Origin of the sequence: Candidatus Rhodobacter oscarellae, from assembly GCF_001078595.1 — a bacterium.
GTDB classification, from domain to species: Bacteria; Pseudomonadota; Alphaproteobacteria; order Rhodobacterales; family Rhodobacteraceae; genus Rhodobacter_B; species Rhodobacter_B oscarellae.
Window position 1 is genome coordinate 3624907 of record NZ_LFTY01000002.1, and the last position, 15876, is coordinate 3640782.

Sequence of the window (15876 nt, forward strand, 5' to 3'; positions counted from 1 at the left end):
TCACAATCAGGGAGAATGATGATGAAACTGCTCAAGACCTTCACCAGCGCCTTGGCGGCTACGGCCGTATTGGCGCTTTCAAGCGTGGTTGCGTCAGCGCAATCGACCTGGGATGCGATCCAGGACCGCGGCACGCTGCGGATCGGCGTCACCCAGGCTCCGCCCTGGTTCACCAAGGACATCAGCAGCGGCGAATGGACCGGCGGGCTGGGCATCGCGCTGGGCAAGCAGATGGCCGCCGCGCTTGAGGTTGAACTTGAAACCGTAGAAGTGACCTGGGGCACCTCGATCGCCGCGCTTCAGTCGGACAAGATCGACCTGATGTACTTCCTGTCGCCGACCGCGTCGCGCGCTCGGGTGATCGACTTTACGACAAACCCTGTCGGCTACATCTCGCAGGCCGTGCTGGCCGCCGATGGCGTCGACGCGTCGACCTGGGCCGGGCTGAACAACGCCGACACCAGCTTTTCGGTGCCGCAGGCCACCTCGATGGACCAGTTCCTGACCCGCATGGCCCCCGGTGCTGACATTCAGCGCTTCCCGGACAACGCCGCCGCAATCGCCGCGTTCCAGTCGGGCCGCGTTGACGCAGTTTCGCTGATGCTGCCGCCGCTTCTGTCGGCGCGTCAGAAATTGGGCTCGGGCGTGATCTCGGTTCCCACACCCGCGTTCACGGCGCCGGTCAACATCGGCATGCGCCGCGAGGACGACAAGACGTTCCGCGACTGGCTGAACACGGTCAGCCACTTCTGGTACGAGACCGGGCGGATCCAAGGTTGGTACGACGAATTCCTGGTTGATTTCGGTATCGACCCCGCGGACAGCCCGCCGATCCAGCGTGAACAGATCTTCATGCGCTAACCGGAACTGGGGCGGATCACTCCGCCCCATTTTCCCCAGCGGGAGCCGAAATGACCCTGCCCGAATTCCGCCCATTGCCGATCAGCGGACAGGTGCGCAACATGCTGCGCGCGCGGATCGCGGCGGGAGATTTGGCCCCGGGCGAGAAGCTGACTGAGACGGACCTGGCCACCCGGCTGAACATCAGCCGCGGCCCGCTGCGCGAGGCCATCCTGCAGCTCACCGAGGAGGGCTTGCTGGTCAAAGAGGCCTACAAGGGGCTTCACGTCCGTTCCGTGTCCCGTCAGGAGCTGGGCGAGCTCTACTCGATGCGCACCACGCTGGAGCGTTTCGCGTTTGAGGAGGCCTGGGAGAAACGCACCGACGCCGCCTTTGTCGACCTCAAGCAGCGCCTGGACCGCCTTGAGCAGGCAAGAGCCCTAAAGGACATCACCGGGGCCGTGGATGGCGAGATCGACTTTCATTCCTGGGTCTACGAGTTAAGCGGGCATGGGCTCTTGAAGTCGCATTGGCGCAAGCTTGTGCCCCTGGTGCAGATCTACATGTCCATCCATAACCGCCAGCATGGGATTACCGGCGTGGTTATGGACGCCAACTACGAGTACATCGCGCTTGCGCAGGGCGACGACCGCGATTTGCTTTTGAACCATATCAACGATCACATGCAAAAGGGCATGGACACAGTCTATGCCAGCCTGGAGACCACCTAGTGAACACCGACGGAAAATCCACCCATGACGCGCAGGGCGACGACCGCAACGATGACATCCTCATTTGGGTGAACGGCGAGCTGGTCCATAAGGACCAGGCCAAGGTGTCGGTCTATGACAGCGGCTTCATGCTCGGCGATGGCATGTGGGAGGGGATGCGGCTGTATGACGGTGTCTGGGCGTTCTTTGACGAGCATATGGACCGGCTCTTCAACTCGCTAAAGGCGGTCTCGCTGGACTCCGGTCTGACCCCCGAAAGCGTCAAGGAACTATTGGACAAAACCGCCGCCGCCAATGGCATGACCACGGATGCGCATTGCCGGCTGATGATCACTCGGGGGCGCAAGGACAAGCCGTTCCAGCACCCGCAGCTGAGCCGTTCCGGGCCCACGGTGGTGGCGATCATCGAGCATTCTAAGCCGTCTGAGAGCGTGCAGGGGCAGGGCATCCGGCTTGCGACGGTGCCTCAGGTGCGCGGCCTGCCGATGAGCCAGGATCCGAAATTCAACAGCCATTCCAAGCTGAACTGCGTGATCGCCTGCCTTCAGGCCGAGCAGGCGGGGGCGGACGAGGCGCTGATGCTGGATCCCAATGGCTTCGTGAACACGACCAATGCCTGCAATTTCTTCATCGTTCGGCGGGGCGAGGTTTGGACCTCGACGGGCGATTATTGCATGAACGGGGTCACCCGGCAGAAGGTGATCGACCTGTGCCGCGAGGACGGTATCCCGGTGTTTGAAAAGAACTTTTCGCTCTATGAGGCCTATGGCGCCGACGAGGCGTTTCTGACCGGCACCTTCGGGGCGCAGACCCCGGTCGCAGAGATTGACGGCAAGCAAATCGGCAGCGGCGAACGCCCGGTGATGATGCGGATCAGAGAGCTTTATAAGGCGCTGGTGGCCGCGGATACCGCTGCCGCGCGATAGGCGCTCAATCCCGCGCGCCGAGATCGACGACATCTCGGCGCCGGTCTCCTGGCGGCTTTTCTTGGTGGCCAGCGGGGCCTTACCAAGGCCTTAACGATGCGTGCGGCGAGTCCGTTAGGCAAGCCGCCCGAATCGGGGGTTAATGCCTTATTTTGTGGAGGAATCCGGTGTCGGCTAAGCGTCGGCAAAGCGTCGGCTTTGTGTATGGCACGGGTATGGCAAACAGGTGGGTTAACAGAGCGTGCGGTGGGTTGCTTTTCTGGCGGCTCTGCGGGACCTTGTTGTCGTTTGGCTTCCGCTCACGAATGGCAGGGATTGACAACCTGTTGAAAGCTCACACCTAGATCACAACATCAGCAGGCTGACTTCATCGTGGTTCTTCTTAAATGTCGACATTGCGTCTTCTAGCGAGCCGCTTCGGATCAACTGGGGTTCGATCCAATACAGCTTACGATCATCGCCGAGAAACACGAAGTTCAGCGAGTGGAATTCTCCAGGGCTGAAGGAGTTAAAAAAACCCCAGGCGATTCCGACGGAGAAGGGTAAGTCATTGGAGCGATTTTTTCTATACCACTGACTAACCAAGCCTTTAAAAATGAAAGAAAAATCATCACAATCAAAAAAGTTATGCTTGGTGAATTCGTCCTTATGAGGCATCTCGTTTTCAATGTCGTTGACAACGTTTTGCAACAAATTGAGCGAAGGCAACTCTAATTTGATGTCAGAGGCACGCAAACGTGTGATATTACCATTGTGGTCGCGCATCTTCGATTTTACGAAGGTCTTCATCTTTTCGCGGGTTACGGTCTCAACCATTTTCTTTAAACAGTGTCCTCTTCTTTTTGGTCAACCTCCTCCTCTGTTTCTTCGCCCAGTACATCCTCTTCCACTTCGCGGTAAGCCTTGAGCGCGTTCAAAAAATTTGCCTGGGCGTTCAAGAGTTCGGTTGATGCCGCCAATTCATTCTTCTGAAGACCCAACAAAGCCGAAATCGCCTGATTGGTGCCTTCAAACACCGCCGTTACGATGCTTAGTGGCAGCAACGAGGCCGCCGCCAACTCACTCGGTTTCGTTATATCGACCGAAGCCAAGGTTCCATCGGCAAACGTGTAGATCGTATCGCGTTTCACAAAGGCGCTGCGTTCGATGTCCAGACCAGTGATCTGATGAGGATCGGGGACTTGAACAACAAACTCTGTGAAGTTGCGGGATTGCTTGTCAACAAACGTCAGCGTGACCGAGATCAGTGGACGATAGCAAACCGCGTGATCACAGGACGCAATAACGGACACAGTGCGGGGTGGCGGTGTGACATGTAACTCAAGGCCATGCGTCGCATCATGGGCCAAAATGTGGCGGGTGCGCGCAACGCTAACCGGATCTGTGGGATCCAAGCGAAGCTTAGCGATTGGCGTGTTTGGTGGCGCTCCGACACCCGCGCCTGGCACTGGATCCGTATCGAGCCCCTGGTTCAAGCGCGAGATATTCCCCAAAGCGCGCGCAAGATTGATCAAGGCTTCGCCGGTTTGATCTTCCGTAGAGACCGAAACGGTTTTCAGAATCTGGTTTTCTATCACGAAATCCACTTCATCCTTGGAGAATCGACTTGGGACGTAATTGATTTCGTAGCGAAAAAGGGGTGATGGATCCGGCCCAATGATCTCCTGGTCTGCCTGTCGTTCAACCTTAAAGCGGGTCGAATCTCGCATGGAGTCAGCATTCCCCGAGACTTGGAAGCTCAAGTAGCGGCGGGGTAGCGAGTAGCTTGCGGTAATTTGTGTCCGCTTTGGTTTTCCGTTGAAATCCAAAAACGGCGCGCCAGCCCTGTTGCTTTCAATTGCGGTGCAGGCGACAAGGCCAATAACGCTTAAGAGCATTAGACCTGGGCGGATAAAGTTCATCATCTTCGGCGACCCTAATCCCTTTCCAATTGTGGTGAGTTGTCGTCGTCTAGGTTAGCCCGTCGGCCATACCGGTCGTCGCCGATCTCAGGGCCAATGAAGACATCGTCATCGTCTTTTGGTTCGGGGGTGTTGAGCTGGGTTCTTTCCGGGAAGCCGCTGCCGCGGCTGCCGAACCAGAAGCCCGCGATGCCGGCAGCCAAAGATGCAAGTCCGTTAAAAACGCTTAAAGCTAGTTGGTCTTTCCCGTGCCAGAACAAATAGATCGAAATGATGACGGCTGAAGTGCAATACATAAAGACGACGTAATAGGTAACAACGATCCGAACGTAGCTTTTGTTAATTCTGTGTTGGGTTTTCTTAGTGTCATCCATAGATGATCTCACTAAATGAGTGCCGCAATGCACATGTGCAACATGTATTCTGTGATCATTATGCGATATATTCTAAAAATTTACAACATATAGGGCATCGCCGAGCTTTGCCCTAGGAAGGATTGTGTACTTTCTGAAACTCGGGCGCGAAGCTCGCTGCGCTGCGCCGAATTAGGATGTAGTACTCACAACTAAGCGCAATGGCTGCAACTTGTCGGTTCATTCGCTGCGTGGCAGACTTTGGAATGCTCCCGTGATTTTGATTTCTGCACGCCCTAGGCAAGGGACCGGACATTCGCTGTACAGAATCCGAGGGCCGGGATGGACTCATAACAGCAATATAGAGGCGACTTGTTTTGCACCATATCCGTCAGAGAAAAGGCCGCTGGGGTTCCAGCGGCCTTTTGTGTTTTCTTGAGGTGAGAGGCCCCGGGGCAAGCCTGGGGCGCCCGGAGCGCTTACTCGGCGGAGGCCGCAGCCATCTCGTCGGCCGACATCTCTTTGCCGGTCTCCTGGTTCACCATCTTCATCGCCAGGCGCACCTTGCCGCGGTCATCGAAGCCCAAGAGCTTCACCCAGACCTCCTGGCCCTCGCTCAGCACGTCCGAGGGGTGCTTGAGCCGGCGGTTCTCGATCTGGCTGACATGCACCAGCCCGTCGCGCTTGCCGAAGAAGTTCACGAAGGCGCCGAAGTCCACGATCTTGACGACCTTGCCCTTATAGACGTGGCCCTCCTCGGGCTCCGCCACGATCGCGTGGATCATGTCATAGGCCTTCTGGATGGCCTCGCCGTTGGGCGACGCGATCTTGATCACGCCGTCGTCGTTGATGTCCACCTTGGCCCCGGAGACCTCGACGATCTCGCGGATCACCTTGCCGCCCGAGCCGATCACTTCGCGGATCTTGTCGGTGGGCACGGTCATCGTCTCGATGCGCGGCGCGTGCACGGAGAACTCCTGCGCCTCGGTGAGGGACTTCGCCATCTCGCCCAGGATGTGCATCCGGCCGTCCTTGGCCTGCTCCAGCGCCTTCGCCATGATGTCGGGCGTGATGCCCGCGACCTTGATGTCCATCTGCAGCGAGGTGATGCCGTTCTCGGTGCCCGCGACCTTGAAGTCCATGTCGCCGAGGTGGTCCTCGTCGCCCAGGATATCCGTCAGGATCGCGTAGGAGCCGTCATCCTCGAGCACCAGGCCCATCGCCACGCCCGCGACCGGCGCCTTCAGCGGCACGCCCGCGTCCATCATCGACAGCGAGCCGCCGCAGACGGAGGCCATCGAGGAGGAGCCGTTGGATTCGGTGATCTCAGACACCACCCGCACCGTGTAGGGGAAGTCCGTCGCCGCCGGCAGCACCGCCTGCAGCGCGCGCCACGCCAGCTTGCCGTGGCCCACCTCGCGCCGACCCGGAGGGCCCACGCGGCCCGCCTCGCCCACCGAGTAGGGCGGGAAGTTGTAGTGCAGCAGGAAGTTGGAGCGGAAGTTGCCGTGCAGCGCGTCGATGATCTGCTCGTCGTCGCCGGTGCCCAGCGTGGTCACCACCAGGCCCTGCGTCTCGCCGCGCGTGAACAGCGCCGAGCCGTGCGTCCGCGGCAGGAGCCCCGTCTCGCAGACGATGTCGCGCACCTTGTCCAGCGCCCGACCGTCGATCCGCTTGCCTTCTTTGACGACCGCGCCGCGCAGGATGGAGCTTTCCAGCTTCTTCAGCGCCGAGCCCAGGTTGGCGTCCTCTTGCTGCTCCTCGGTCAGCGCCTCGACGATGGCGGCCTTGGCGGCGGACACGGCGGCGGTGCGCTCTTGCTTGTCCAGGATCGCGTAGGCGTCGCGCATCTGCGCTTCGCCGGCGGCTTTGACGGCCTCGAAGAGCGCGCTGTAATCCGGCGGCTGGAAGTCGAAGGGCTCTTTGGCGGCCTCTTCGGCCAGGTCGATGATGCAGTCGATCACCGGCTGGATCTGCTCATGCGCGAAGGTCACCGCGCCCAGCATTTCCTCTTCGGTCAGCTCATAGGCCTCGGACTCGACCATCATGACCGCGTCCTTGGTGCCCGCGACCACGAGGTCGAGCCGCTGGTCGGGGTTGTTCTTGAGGTCGTGCATGTCGTCGACCTCGGGGTTCAGGATGTACTCGCCATCCTCAAAGCCCACGCGGCAGCCCGCGATCGGCCCCATGAAGGGCGCGCCCGAGATGGTCAGCGCCGCGGAGGTCGCGATCATCGCCACCATGTCGGGGTCGTTGACCAGGTCGTGGCTGAGTACGGTGCACATCACCAGCACTTCGTGCTTGAAGCCGGGCACAAACAGCGGGCGGATCGGCCGGTCGATCAGGCGCGCGGTCAGCGTTTCCTTCTCGGTCGGGCGCGCCTCGCGCTTGAAGAAGCCGCCTGGGACCTTGCCCGCGGCATAGTATTTCTCTTGGTAGTGGACCGTGAGCGGGAAAAAGTCCTGCCCCGGCTTGGGCTGCTTGGCGAAGGTCACCGCGGCCATAACGCTGGTCTCGCCCAGGGTGGCGATCACGCAGCCATCGGCCTGGCGCGCAACCTTGCCGGTTTCCAGTGTCAGCGTTTCCTCGCCCCACTGGATGGATTTCTTAGAGATATCGAACATCTATCGTTTCCTTTTGGAGGCACTCCGGGGCCCTCCCCGGTCCTCCTTTTTACATGGCGGCCCCATTGCCGCCGACCCCCCCTATCATCTCCATGCGCCGGGGTCAGAGCGTCACGTCTCAGATGCGCGGCCCTTACAGCAGAACGCCGGCAAGGGGAAGGGCCTTGTCAACAGGCTTTGTCAACAGGGCTTATCAACAGGGCCAGCCGGGGGGGCAGGCCCGCGTGGATGGTCGCCGGGCTGCGTGCCGCCGGGCTAGAGCAGGAACTCCGCCAGCTCGCCCAGGATCTCGGAATAGGCCGCCTGCAGGCGGGCGTTGGGCTGGCGCGCGGTGAAGGTCTGGGTGAAGGGGTCGCCCGCGTCGATGGCGCTGCCGGACATCTCCTGCAGCACGGCGTGGCCGCAGAACGGCACGTAGACCTCGGAATAGCCGCCCTCATGCGCCATCATCAGCCGTCCGTCGCAGAGATCGTCGGCGGCCTGCATCACCTGGCGGGTCATCAGCCGGAAAGTCTCGGACGTGGCGAGCATCCGGCTGAGCGGGTCAATCAGGGCCGCGTCAAAGCCGCAGGCGATGATGATGATCTCGGGCTGGAACCGGCGCAAAGCGGGCAGGGCGATACGCTCCATGGCCTCCAGATAGGTCGCGTGTCCGGCGCCGGGGGGCAGGGGGATGTTGATATTCGCGCCCGTGCCCGCGCCCTCGCCGCGCACATCCGCGTCGCCTGTGTCGATCGGGTAGTTCTTTTCCTGGTGCAGCGAGATCGTAAGGGCGTCGGGGTCCTCGATAAAGATCGCCTCGGTGCCGTTGCCGTGATGCACGTCCCAGTCGATGACGGCGACGCGTTGGGCCAGGCCCGCGGCGCGGGCGGCCCGGATGGCGATGGCCAGATTGGCCAGCAGGCAGAACCCGTTCGGGAAATCCGGCAGGCAATGGTGCCCCGGCGGGCGGGACAGCGCATAGGCGTTGCGCGACTTGCCCTCCAGCACGTGAAACAGGGCGGCCTTGGCCAGCCCGGCGGAGAGCGCGGCGATCTCGAACCCGCCCGCAGCGAAGGGCGTGCGCATGCCGAGTTCGCCGCCACCGGCGTCGGATATTTGCTTGAACTCTTGCAGAAAGGCCTCGGGATGCACGCGGGAGAGATCCTCCCAGCTGGCCTCGGGCGCGGTCTGGGCGTTCAGCTCGGCGGTCAGCCCGGTGACATCCATCAGGTTCTTGAGGCGGCGCTTGGTCTCGGGGTTCTCGGGCAGCCCCCCGGGGAGGGGCTGGACCAGCCCGCCTACCGGCAGTGTGAACGCGTAATTCCCGCCGCCATGCCAAAAGCAGCGCTCGTCCCAAAAGAATGCCGTTTGTTTGGCCATGATTGCCCCCTGGTTTTTTCTGTTTCCTCCAAGGAGCTTACGGGCAGCGCACCGCTATTACAATGAGTGCGCGTTGCGCACGCTTTATGTCTCGTCCTCGGCCATCCGGCCTCGTCCTCGGGCCGTCAAGACCCGCCCTTGCGCCCTATCGGAACGGAATTGTTTTGCGTCGCCTGGGGGCTTGCATAATAAAGAGCGTGCGGTAGCACTCATTTTGGTAACAGCCGCGACCAGGAAAGCGACGACAGGCGCTTGACCTCATAACACCAACTGCCTATTACCCCCGAACGAGATTCTGGGCGCAGCCTCGGCCGCGCCCTTCTGCATTGCCCGCCGGTGTGAACGGCGGAGCTCAGACAAAGGATGAACCCATGTCGCGCCGCTGCGAACTGACTGGAAAAGGCCCGATGACTGGCAACAATGTCAGCCATGCCAAAAATAGGACCCGCCGCCGGTTCCTGCCCAACCTCAACGACGTCTCCTTGATGTCCGAGGCCACTGGCCGGACCTACAAGCTGCGCATCTCCGCCGCGGCCCTGCGCTCGGTGGACCACCGCGGTGGGCTGGACGCCTTCCTTGCCAAGGCAAAGGACGACGAGCTGTCGGCGAACGCGCTGAAGATCAAGAAAGAGATCACCAAGGCGCAGACCGCGGCCTAACGCGCTTCTGCTGCTTGAAATCGGACGGCCTCGCCCATCAAGGTGCGGGGCCGCTTCATTTTGTCCAATTCTGCCGCCGGCGCGGCGCGTCTATGTGGTGAACATGCTTCGTTTTCTGCCTCTCTGCCTCGCCCTTATTGCCCATCCCGCGCTTGCGGATGTGGCGATCCATGACGCCTATGCCCGCGTTGCCCATCCCAAGGCGAAGGCGGGTGCCGTCTTCCTGCAGCTGGAGAATTCCGGCGACGCCGCCGACCGGCTGCTGGCGGTGGAGAGCCCCGCCGCGATGCGGGTCGAGCTGCACACCCACAGCATGGTGGACGGCGCGATGCTAATGCGCGAGGTCGAGGGCGGCTTTGAGATCCCCGCAGGCGGCGCGCATGCGCTGGAGCGCGGCGGCGACCACATCATGTTCATGGGCCTCACCGCGCCCTGGAAGCAGGGCGAGATGATCCCCGTGACGCTGCGCTTTGAGAGCGGACAGGTCATCGAGACCGAAATCGAGGTCGACCTCGAGCGTAAACCCGACGCCCATTCCGGGCATTAGCGCCCGCTAGTCGGCCTCACTGAACAATTCCGCAAGCGCGCCGGCATGCGGCCTGACCGCCTCTGCCAAGCTGTGCCCGTCTAGGGCCGCATAGAAGGCCTCCTGCGCCTTCGCGAGCGGCGCGCGCAGGCCGCAGGCGGGCAGGATCAGGCAATCGCAGGGCCCGCCCCCAAAGCATTCCACCAGCGCGGTCTGTTCCGCAAGGCAGCGCGCGGCATCGCCCAAGGTGATCTCTTCGGCCGGTCGCGCCAGCGCCAAGCCGCCATTGCGGCCCCGGGCCGAGACCAAGAGCCCGCCCTGCACCAGCCGCGAGCAGATCTTGGCCACATGATGCTCTGACAGGCCAAAAAGGCGCGCCACCGCAGAGGCGGTGGTGCGTTCCGGCGCGATGGTCGCTAGGTGCACCAGCACCCTTAGGCCGTAATCTGTGAACTTACCGAGTTGCATGCGACAAAATTAGCATTTGAGATGCGGATTAATCAATGCCATATAATGCGTATCTGAAATGCGCAATAAGGGAATCACGATATGCGACTGGTAAACATGCTTCTCTGGCCCGGCACGGCGATCTGCCGCCGGATCGGCGTAGATCCCGAAAGCGACATGGGGCTCGTGCGCTCGATGTTTAACATGCTGGTTTATCTCAGCGTGGCGCTGGCCTTTGTTTGGGTGCTGGTATGAGCGGCCTCCGGCGCGTTGACGTCACCGTGGAAGAGATCGAGGCCGTGGTCTCGGCCTTCTATGGGCGCGTCCGCGCCGATCGGGTCATCGGGCCGATCTTCAACGAGATCATTTCGACCGACGCGCAGCACTGGCGCGCGCATGAGGCCAAGATCGTGCTGTTCTGGCGCAACGCCTTGCGCGGAGAGCCGCTGTACAACGGCAATCCGATGATGGTGCATGCGGGCATCTCGTCAGTAGACCCGCGGCATTTCGTGACCTGGCTGGGCCTCTTCGACGAGGTTCTTGCCGACATCCTGGAGCCCGCGCAGGCCAGCGCCTGGTCGGGCCTGGCGCATCGCATCGCCCGGGGGCTTTCGATGGGCCTAGAGGCCGCCCGGGCGCGAGACGCATCCGGGGCCGTGCCGGACCTGCGCGGCTAAGGCGAAGGCGACGAGTGGCGGGACCACCAACAGACGTGGAGGGATTTTAAATTCCCGAGGACCTGTTTGCACAGGTGGGCGCCAGGTAACGAGGCCAAGACCCCGACAGAGCCAGCTCCCTCGGAATTGATTAAGGCCACCGGAATTTGACCTCGCACAAAAAGGGCAGTGCCCGCCAACGCACCAGATAAGCTGCGCGGGGGGCTGCGGCAAGGGCGATTGCGCGCGCTGCGCGGATATGACTGCACGCACGGACGCGGGCGCGCCACGGCCCGAGGCGCCGCGGGCGCGCCGCGGCGCTGTCTCTGGACCGGCGCCGCGCGCTGCTCTATGGCTTTGAGAAAGCTAGCCGAAGGAGCGCCCCCCATGGACACGATGTATGACGGAGACACGTTCACCCTGCGCCGCCGCCAGGAGGGCGGCACCCCGCAGCTGAACTCCTGGGGCGCGAATTCGGATTACGGCGTGCTGCGCGACGTGCTGCTGGGGCCGGTGGAGAACTATCGCTGGCTCAAGACCTCGTCGCTGTCCAAGAAGACCCTGCGCCGGGGCGGGGTGTTCGAGCCCGAGGTCGCGGCGCGCCAGCATGCCGAGATGGTGGACGCCTATCGCTCGGCCGGGGTGGAGGTGCACACCCATGCGCCCGACCCAGAGCTGCCCTATCAGATCTACGCCCGCGACAGCTCGGTCATGACGCCCTACGGCGCGATCATCACCCATATGGCGCAGTACTGGCGGCGCGGCGAGAACTTCCGCGCCATCGAGACCTACCAGCGCCTGGGCGTGCCGATCTACGACTACGTCACCGCCGGTACCTTTGAGGGCGGCGATTTCAACGTGATCGAGCCGGGCTGTGTGCTGCTGGGCTGGGAGGGCGAAGAGGGCCGCTCGATGGAGCAGGGGGCGCTGCAGATCAAGGGCTGGATGGAGGCCGAGGGCTGGGAGGTCTTCCTGGCCGATATCGACCCCTATTACGTGCATATCGACCTGATGGTGGTGATGCTGGCGCCCAAGCTGGCGGCGGTCTGCCTGGAGTGCACTGACGAGGCGATCGTGGACTGGCTGAAGGCCAAGGGGATCGAGATCCTGCCCGTGCCCTTCAAGGACACCATGGCATTGGGCTGCAACGTGGTGGCGCTGGGGGACGACCGGGTGCTGCTGCCCGCCGAGAGCACCACGCTGAAGGAGATGCTGCGCGCGCGGGGCTTCACGATCTACGACCCCGAGCTGAGCATGATCACCCAGGGCGGCGGCGGCGTGCACTGCATGTGCCAGAGCCTGCGCCGGGATCCTGTCTGACGTCGGACAGCGTTGGGGCTCCGGCTGGAACAAAACGCCGCAAGCCGTTCTCGGTTAGGGAAATTTTAGCGATTCGTCCCGGATCATAGATCCGGGTGGGAGCCGCGGCGCGCCCAAATCTGGACGGGGTCTGGGTCTGGGCGGCGTCTGGGTCTGGACGGCGTCTGGGCAGTTCAGGCGCCGTAGGCCGCCCCCAGCGCGAGGTAGATCGCCAGAGAGGAGCCAAGCGCGGTGCCCATCGGGAACTTCTTGGCGTCCCAGGACACCCAGTTCGGCGTGGCCGCCCGGATGAAGGGCATCAGCCGCGCGATGCGGTGCAGCATGAAGGCCGCGATGATCGCCAGCGCCAAGAGCATCATGAACACGCCGGTATCGGCGAAGGACACAAAGAGCGCCATGGCGGCGGCGAATTTCACGTCGCCCGCGCCCAACGCGCCCGTCATATTCAGCAAAAACCCGATCACCAGGATCACCGCGAAATGCGCGTAGCCCCATAGATAGGCGTCCAGCGGCAAGGCGATGAAGCCGATGACCGCGTAGGTCGCCAGCAGGGCCAGCACCGCCTTATTGCGGATCTTCATATCCTTGAGGTCGGTATACATCACCCAAAGGCAGATCGGCAGGACGACTGGCAATAGCCACAGGGCGGCGGTGGATGTGATTTCGAGCACGGGGACGGCCTCGTTGGATTGGTTCGCTTCCATGCAACAATGGCGGCGCTTATGGGCGTCAACAGGCTGATATTGGGACAATTCGGTGGCGGCGCCAAAAGCGCCGCGCCGCCGCCCCTAGTTCGTGCCCTAGTTCGTGACTGTGCCCTCAAGCGCGCGCAGGCTGCGCACGGCGGCCTCGAAATGCCGCGGGTGGGTCTCGATGGCCTCTTTCAAGAGCCCCTCGCCGATGGACACATCGCCCGTCTTGATCGCGCTCAGCGCCAGCGTATGCAACAGCTGCGCCCGCTCGATCTGTGTCATTGGCACCACAGGCAACTCGTAAATTCGCTGCGCGCCGCGGGCCAAGGTCATGTTATTTTTGGCGGTGAAGAGGTTCTGATCATAGGTGATCGCCTCGGCGAACAGCCCCTCGGCGTCTTTGTAGTCGCCCCGGGTGAGCTTGGAGTAGCCCCAGTTGTTCAGCACGCCAGAGGGCTTTGTGGTCAGCCCCGCGGCGGTCTCGTAGAACGCGTCGGCGCGGTCCCATTCCTGGTTGGAATCCGCGACCATCGCCTCTAGCCGGTAGCGCTTATAGGTCTCGAAGGTGGGCGGCACGGCGTCAAGCTCGATCTCGGCCTGGTCCCAGTCGCCGGCGCGGATCAGCGCATCGGCGTAATCCACGCGGTCCTCGTTTGTGACCTCGTCATGCTTGACGATCCTCTTCCAGACCGGAACCGCCTCTGCCGGGCGCTTCGCGCGGATCAGCGATTTGGCCAGACCGCGTTGAAATTCCACGCGTTTTGGGTCGTCGCGGCTGGCGCGTTTGAAGTACGAGACGGCCTCGTTCGGATCCGCCACCGTCAGCATGATGTCGTTAAGGTTGGATTCGTCGATCACGTTCACGCTCTTGAGGCGATCCACCTCCGTCGCCGCGTTGTTTGACCGATCACAAGCACCCAACAGCATCACGCTGCCGATGCATAGCACACTCAATGTCTGGCGCATTTGCCTGCGTCCCTTACTGCTCTCATGCATTCTGCCCAAATTGTTATTATTTGGTTTCGAGGCGGTAGGTTCCCCCACCACGCCGCACCAGGGCGAATGTGTTATTGTTTTCCGAATTGTAGACCGGATTTTCAAGTTTGGCGAGCGCTAAGAGCAAATTCTCGCGTATTTGCGCGCTTTCGCCGTTGTCCAGGGCGAAGGCCGTGCGGAAGACGCGCTCTGCCTCGCCGGTATTGCCGCGCTCAAAAAGCACCACGCCGAGGTTGTTCCAGGCGGGCGCATAGGTCTCGTCGGCCTCAATGGCGCGCCGCAGCATGTCCTCGGCCTGGCCCAGGCGCCCCAGCATGAGGTTGGCCGAGCCGATGGCGGAAAGCACGTCGATGTTCAGGCCCTGGTCGGCGGCGGCGCGGTAGAAGGCCTTGAGCGCCAACTCGTGCTCGCCGGCCGCCATCAGGCGGTGGCCCACGGTCAGCCCGTCGACCGCGTCCTGGCGCTGGTCAAAGCCGGGGGCATGGGACTGCCCCTTGGCCGCCACGCCGAGATTGCCCGTGTTGGCGCAGGCGGCCAGGGCGATGGGCCCTGCCAGCGCCAATGCGCGACCAATGCCTGGGATGGGGATCACAACGTACCTGCCTTTTTTGTCGTTCTGCTCGTTTTGGGGAACGATAGGCCAGATTGTACGGGGCGGGTAGTGCTCGCCTGTGGATAAGTTCGGCGGCATGGCAAATTGGGCACGCCGGGGCGCGTTGTGCTTCATGTGCGCGGGCGGGGACCGGCGCGGCGAGCGATGCGCGGCGCGATGCCGCAGGGGCGAAATCTTGGGGATTTCTTAAAGATTTGGCGCCACAGATGACTCAGGGTGGGCGCCGGCAGGCGCGCGCTTAATAGCTCGCGCCGCTGCCGTTTAGCGTCAGGTAGATGTTGTACACCGAGGGCCCGACCAGGATCACCAAGAGCGGCGGGACGGTCAGAACCATCGTTGCCAGCGTCATCTTCGTGGGGAGGGTGTTGGCCTTTTCCTCGGCGCGCATCACGCGCTTGTCGCGCATCTCGCCGGCATAGACCCGCAGCGCGTCGGCGATAGAGGTACCAAAGGTCGCCGACTGGATCAGCACGGTGACAAAGCTTGCCACGTCCGGAACCCCGGCCCGTTCGGCGAAGTCGCGCAGGACCGAGGTGCGTTCCTTGCCGGCCTTCATCTCTTGGCTGACCGTCTCGAACTCTTCGGCAAGCGCGGGGTAGCCGGCCCTGATCTCGCGCGCCACGCGCAGGATGGACTGGTCCAGGGACTGGCCCGCCTCGACGCAGACAAGCATCATATCAAGGCTGTCCGGGAAGCCGTTGGTGATCTCTTCCTGGCGTGACTGCAGCCGCCGGTTCACCCAATATTTCGGGGCCATATAGCCCACGAGGCCCGGCAGCAGCGCCGATATCACGATCTGCTGGGTGCCGACGTCGTCATTGGTGGCCTGCAGCAGGATCACGTAGAGCACGCCCAGGATCAGCCCGCCCGCGCCAAGCGCAAACTGCGCGAAATGGTAGGTCCGCACCGCGTTCTTGCTGCGATAGCCCGCCTGCACGAGCTTGAGCTTGACGGCCGAGTATTCCTCGGCGTCCTGCGGCTCTAGGAAATCCGAGTACTTCTCTAGCTTGTCGTTCTTGGTGTCCGCCCGGAGCCGTTGGTCGGGGGCCTTATCCAAACCCGTGCGCTCTGCGGATTTTTTGAGCTTGCTGAGCGGATCCTCCTTCTTGTTGAGAAGGATCGGCAAGGTCAGCAGGACCATAAACAGCCCGAGGATGCCCAGCGCGAGAAGCGGGCCGAAGGGGCCAAACTGATCGGTCAGGAGGGTGTTGATTTGTTCGATCATGCTGG

18 protein-coding genes are annotated in these 15876 nt (G+C 62.2%); 8 read left to right on the forward strand and 10 right to left on the reverse strand.

The features are described from left to right. Positions 1-21: 21 nt before the first annotated feature. The 3 genes from AIOL_RS22105 to AIOL_RS22115 are packed head-to-tail and all read left to right on the forward strand — an operon-like array spanning position 22 to position 2497. Positions 22-861, forward strand: coding sequence for a transporter substrate-binding domain-containing protein (locus AIOL_RS22105; protein ID WP_049645615.1), 840 nt, complete (start codon positions 22-24; stop codon positions 859-861). A 50-nt stretch (positions 862-911) separates the two neighbouring features. Continuing rightward, positions 912-1571: a GntR family transcriptional regulator gene (locus AIOL_RS22110; RefSeq protein ID WP_049644972.1), complete on the forward strand. Its 660-nt coding sequence runs from the start codon at positions 912-914 to the stop codon at positions 1569-1571. After that, positions 1571-2497: an aminotransferase class IV gene (locus AIOL_RS22115; protein WP_049644973.1), complete on the forward strand. Its 927-nt coding sequence runs from the start codon at positions 1571-1573 to the stop codon at positions 2495-2497. Before AIOL_RS22110 ends, AIOL_RS22115 begins: the two co-directional genes overlap by 1 nt. 345 nt (positions 2498-2842) lie before the next feature. On the opposite strand, the gene AIOL_RS22120 is transcribed toward AIOL_RS22115, so the two are convergent. The 5 genes from AIOL_RS22120 to AIOL_RS22140 form a co-directional block, all read right to left on the reverse strand. Next, a complete protein-coding gene (locus AIOL_RS22120) occupies positions 2843-3286 on the reverse strand; it encodes a lectin MOA-related protein (RefSeq protein ID WP_152912643.1) in 444 nt (147 codons plus the stop codon). Positions 3287-3318: 32 nt separating this feature from the next. Further along, positions 3319-4401, reverse strand: coding sequence for a hypothetical protein (locus AIOL_RS22125; RefSeq protein ID WP_049644975.1), 1083 nt, complete (start codon positions 4399-4401; stop codon positions 3319-3321). An 11-nt stretch (positions 4402-4412) separates the two neighbouring features. Continuing rightward, the gene (locus AIOL_RS22130; RefSeq protein WP_049644976.1) at positions 4413-4772 is read right to left on the reverse strand and encodes a hypothetical protein; all 360 of its coding nucleotides are present in this window, start codon (positions 4770-4772) and stop codon (positions 4413-4415) included. 458 nt (positions 4773-5230) lie between these two features. Then, the gene (pnp, locus tag AIOL_RS22135; protein WP_049644977.1) at positions 5231-7375 is read right to left on the reverse strand and encodes a polyribonucleotide nucleotidyltransferase; all 2145 of its coding nucleotides are present in this window, start codon (positions 7373-7375) and stop codon (positions 5231-5233) included. Between the two features lie 255 nt (positions 7376-7630). Beyond that, entirely contained in the window at positions 7631-8737 is a 1107-nt protein-coding gene (locus AIOL_RS22140) for a class II histone deacetylase (protein WP_049644978.1), read from the reverse strand. Positions 8738-9108: 371 nt separating this feature from the next. Here AIOL_RS22140 and rpmB point away from each other — a divergent pair, with 371 nt between their 5' ends. Both rpmB and AIOL_RS22150 read left to right on the forward strand, forming a co-directional pair. Further along, positions 9109-9396, forward strand: coding sequence for a 50S ribosomal protein L28 (gene rpmB / locus AIOL_RS22145; protein WP_049644979.1), 288 nt, complete (start codon positions 9109-9111; stop codon positions 9394-9396). 103 nt (positions 9397-9499) lie between these two features. Next, positions 9500-9943: a copper chaperone PCu(A)C gene (locus tag AIOL_RS22150; RefSeq protein WP_049645616.1), complete on the forward strand. Its 444-nt coding sequence runs from the start codon at positions 9500-9502 to the stop codon at positions 9941-9943. Positions 9944-9949: 6 nt separating this feature from the next. Here the strand turns inward: AIOL_RS22150 and AIOL_RS22155 are convergent, their stop codons facing one another. Beyond that, on the reverse strand, positions 9950-10390 hold the full coding sequence (locus AIOL_RS22155; protein WP_049644980.1) for an Rrf2 family transcriptional regulator: 441 nt from the start codon (positions 10388-10390) through the stop codon (positions 9950-9952). A gap of 81 nt (positions 10391-10471) precedes the next feature. Between AIOL_RS22155 and AIOL_RS25750 the strand changes: the two genes are divergently transcribed. The 3 genes from AIOL_RS25750 to AIOL_RS22165 all read left to right on the forward strand — a co-directional run bounded on the left by AIOL_RS25750 (position 10472) and on the right by AIOL_RS22165 (position 12345). Beyond that, the gene (locus AIOL_RS25750) at positions 10472-10624 is read left to right on the forward strand and encodes a hypothetical protein (protein ID WP_200898775.1); all 153 of its coding nucleotides are present in this window, start codon (positions 10472-10474) and stop codon (positions 10622-10624) included. After that, positions 10621-11046 (forward strand): group III truncated hemoglobin, encoded by a 426-nt coding sequence (locus AIOL_RS22160; RefSeq protein WP_049644981.1) that lies wholly within the window; start codon positions 10621-10623, stop codon positions 11044-11046. The genes AIOL_RS25750 and AIOL_RS22160 overlap by 4 nt, the downstream gene beginning before the upstream one ends. A gap of 366 nt (positions 11047-11412) precedes the next feature. Beyond that, positions 11413-12345 (forward strand): dimethylarginine dimethylaminohydrolase family protein, encoded by a 933-nt coding sequence (locus tag AIOL_RS22165; protein ID WP_049644982.1) that lies wholly within the window; start codon positions 11413-11415, stop codon positions 12343-12345. 173 nt (positions 12346-12518) lie between these two features. Here the strand turns inward: AIOL_RS22165 and AIOL_RS22170 are convergent, their stop codons facing one another. The 4 genes from AIOL_RS22170 to AIOL_RS22185 form a co-directional block, all read right to left on the reverse strand. Continuing rightward, the gene (locus AIOL_RS22170; RefSeq protein ID WP_049644983.1) at positions 12519-13049 is read right to left on the reverse strand and encodes an A24 family peptidase; all 531 of its coding nucleotides are present in this window, start codon (positions 13047-13049) and stop codon (positions 12519-12521) included. A 96-nt stretch (positions 13050-13145) separates the two neighbouring features. Further along, positions 13146-14003, reverse strand: a complete 858-nt coding sequence (locus AIOL_RS22175; RefSeq protein ID WP_049644984.1) for a tetratricopeptide repeat protein — start codon at positions 14001-14003, stop codon at positions 13146-13148. 46 nt (positions 14004-14049) lie between these two features. Then, positions 14050-14625, reverse strand: a complete 576-nt coding sequence (locus tag AIOL_RS22180; protein WP_235439133.1) for a tetratricopeptide repeat protein — start codon at positions 14623-14625, stop codon at positions 14050-14052. A gap of 259 nt (positions 14626-14884) precedes the next feature. Continuing rightward, positions 14885-15871 (reverse strand): type II secretion system F family protein, encoded by a 987-nt coding sequence (locus AIOL_RS22185; RefSeq protein WP_049644985.1) that lies wholly within the window; start codon positions 15869-15871, stop codon positions 14885-14887. Positions 15872-15876 lie beyond the last annotated feature (5 nt).

Bases quoted from the DNA above. Each gene is read 5' to 3' on its own strand.
- pnp (WP_049644977.1), bottom strand. From the start codon at position 7,375: ATGTTCGATATCTCTAAGAAATCCATCCAGTGGGGCGAGGAAACGCTG.
- AIOL_RS22125 (WP_049644975.1), bottom strand. From the start codon at position 4,401: ATGATGAACTTTATCCGCCCAGGTCTAATGCTCTTAAGCGTTATTGGC.
- AIOL_RS22185 (WP_049644985.1), bottom strand. From the start codon at position 15,871: ATGATCGAACAAATCAACACCCTCCTGACCGATCAGTTTGGCCCCTTC.
- rpmB (WP_049644979.1), top strand. From the start codon at position 9,109: ATGTCGCGCCGCTGCGAACTGACTGGAAAAGGCCCGATGACTGGCAAC.
- AIOL_RS25750 (WP_200898775.1), top strand. From the start codon at position 10,472: ATGCGACTGGTAAACATGCTTCTCTGGCCCGGCACGGCGATCTGCCGC.
- AIOL_RS22165 (WP_049644982.1), top strand. From the start codon at position 11,413: ATGGACACGATGTATGACGGAGACACGTTCACCCTGCGCCGCCGCCAG.
- AIOL_RS22155 (WP_049644980.1), bottom strand. From the start codon at position 10,390: ATGCAACTCGGTAAGTTCACAGATTACGGCCTAAGGGTGCTGGTGCAC.
- AIOL_RS22140 (WP_049644978.1), bottom strand. From the start codon at position 8,737: ATGGCCAAACAAACGGCATTCTTTTGGGACGAGCGCTGCTTTTGGCAT.
- AIOL_RS22160 (WP_049644981.1), top strand. From the start codon at position 10,621: ATGAGCGGCCTCCGGCGCGTTGACGTCACCGTGGAAGAGATCGAGGCC.
- AIOL_RS22130 (WP_049644976.1), bottom strand. From the start codon at position 4,772: ATGGATGACACTAAGAAAACCCAACACAGAATTAACAAAAGCTACGTT.
- AIOL_RS22105 (WP_049645615.1), top strand. From the start codon at position 22: ATGAAACTGCTCAAGACCTTCACCAGCGCCTTGGCGGCTACGGCCGTA.
- AIOL_RS22120 (WP_152912643.1), bottom strand. From the start codon at position 3,286: ATGAAGACCTTCGTAAAATCGAAGATGCGCGACCACAATGGTAATATC.
- AIOL_RS22110 (WP_049644972.1), top strand. From the start codon at position 912: ATGACCCTGCCCGAATTCCGCCCATTGCCGATCAGCGGACAGGTGCGC.
- AIOL_RS22150 (WP_049645616.1), top strand. From the start codon at position 9,500: ATGCTTCGTTTTCTGCCTCTCTGCCTCGCCCTTATTGCCCATCCCGCG.
- AIOL_RS22175 (WP_049644984.1), bottom strand. From the start codon at position 14,003: ATGCGCCAGACATTGAGTGTGCTATGCATCGGCAGCGTGATGCTGTTG.
- AIOL_RS22170 (WP_049644983.1), bottom strand. From the start codon at position 13,049: ATGGAAGCGAACCAATCCAACGAGGCCGTCCCCGTGCTCGAAATCACA.